Here is a 1,781-nt window from a genome sequence, read left to right on the forward strand (position 1 = left end):
AGAGGTTGTCTCAAAAAGGCAACCTCTTTTTGTTGATAAAAGATTCAATTTTCAAGTTTTAAAATTTGTTTTATTGTATTGAATTTCAGATATTTAAGTATAAATAATTGAGATTTATGCCAGTCCAGAAACCAGTTTTTAAGCCGTATTACCAGGAACAGATCATGGCCATCCCGCCCACGCTGGATGAACTTGTGGCAAAAGGCCATCCGGTTCGCTTGGTGAACGATATCATCAACCGAATCAATATTCAGGGGCTGTTGGATGCTTATAAGATCAAGGGTACCTCAAGCTATCATCCGCAAATGCTTTTGAAGGTCTTGGTTTATGGCTATGTCAGCAATGTCTACAGTAGCAGAAAGCTGGAAGTGTCCTGCAGAGAGAACGTCAATTTTATGTGGCTTAGCGGGATGAGCTATCCCGATCACAATACCCTTAACCGTTTCCGTAGCGTCCGTCTTAAGGAGGCACTTCGCAGCGTATTTGAAGAAGTGGTAAAACTGTTGGCAGCAGAAGGTCTTTTAAGCATTGAAGAGGTTTACACCGATGGTACCAAGATAGAGGCCAATGCCAACAAATATACATTTGTATGGAAAAAGGCCATCCAGACCAATAAGGAAAAAATGAAGAAAGCCTTGAGTGAAATCTGGCAATATGCCCAGAGTGTCGCCAAGGTGGAGGATGGTTTACCTGAGCCGCCAGATTTTACGGATATTGATACCGAAAAAGTACAGCAGACTGTGGATACGCTCAATGCGGTATTGGCAGAAAAAGCCGATGTAGACAAAAAGGTAAAAGCGAAGCTGAAATATGTAAGCAGGGAATATCCGGAAAAGATAGCAGAATATGAACGTAAAGAAGCAGTTCTGGGGGAGCGGAACAGCTTTAGTAAAACCGATACCGATGCCACCTTTATGCGCATGAAGGAAGACCACATGCAGAACGGACAGCTTAAACCCGGATATAACGTACAGATATCAACATCCAACCAGTTCATCGTAAACTACACCATCCACCCGAACCCTACTGATACCAATACATTAAAAGAACATCTGGAGCAGCATAAAACCAGTTTTGGCAAAGTCTTGAAAACCATTACCGCAGATGCCGGGTATGGAAGCGAGGAGAATTATGAGCTACTGGAAGCGGGTGATATTGAAGCTTATGTGAAATATGGCATGTTTGATAAAGAGCAAAGCGAAAACCACAATAACAAAAAACCATTTACCCAGGACAATTTATTCTACAACCAGACGGAAGACTGTTATATATGTCCAATGGGGCAAAAAATGCATTATATCGGTGATGGCAATCGAAAAACAAGTACCGGTTTTGAACAGACCAGCAAAAGGTATCAGGCAAAGAACTGTGCTACCTGTCCACTAAATGGTGCCTGCCATAAATCACAGGGAAACAGGATTATAGAGGTCAATGAGAATCTAAAGCGGCACAAAGAAAAAGCAAACAGGCTCCTCAAAAGTGAAAAGGGAATCGAAAAACGAAAGCAGAGATGTCATGATGTTGAACCAGTCTTCGGAAATATTAAACAGAACCATGGGTTCCGCCGCTTCATGCTCCGGGGAAAGGAAAAAGTGGCAATAGAATGGGGATTATTGGCAATCGCACAAAACATTAGGAAAAAGCAGACTAAAAAGGTTTGCTTTTTCTGTTTTTTACCAAACTGAGGAAGAAATAAACATTTCTAGCCAGCAACAAGCAAATAACACACTGGATTTATTTACACACAAAAAAAGCTGCCTCGTTTATTTTGAGACAGCTTC

1 protein-coding gene is annotated in these 1,781 nt (G+C 41.4%); it reads left to right on the top strand.

Annotation, left to right across the window (positions count from 1 at the left end; genetic code table 11):
• Positions 1-116: 116 nt before the first annotated feature.
• Entirely contained in the window at positions 117-1,685 is a 1,569-nt protein-coding gene (locus tag EHC72_RS22420; RefSeq protein ID WP_131539950.1) for an IS1182 family transposase, read from the top strand.
• Positions 1,686-1,781: the final 96 nt, after the last annotated feature.

The sequence above is a fragment of the Pedobacter nototheniae genome (genome assembly GCF_004335085.1).
Lineage (GTDB): Bacteria > Bacteroidota > Bacteroidia > Sphingobacteriales > Sphingobacteriaceae > Pedobacter > Pedobacter nototheniae.

What these genes read in the sequence shown, in the direction of transcription:
- EHC72_RS22420 (WP_131539950.1), top strand. Translation starts at nt 117, where the DNA reads ATGCCAGTCCAGAAACCAGTTTTTAAGCCGTATTACCAGGAACAGATC.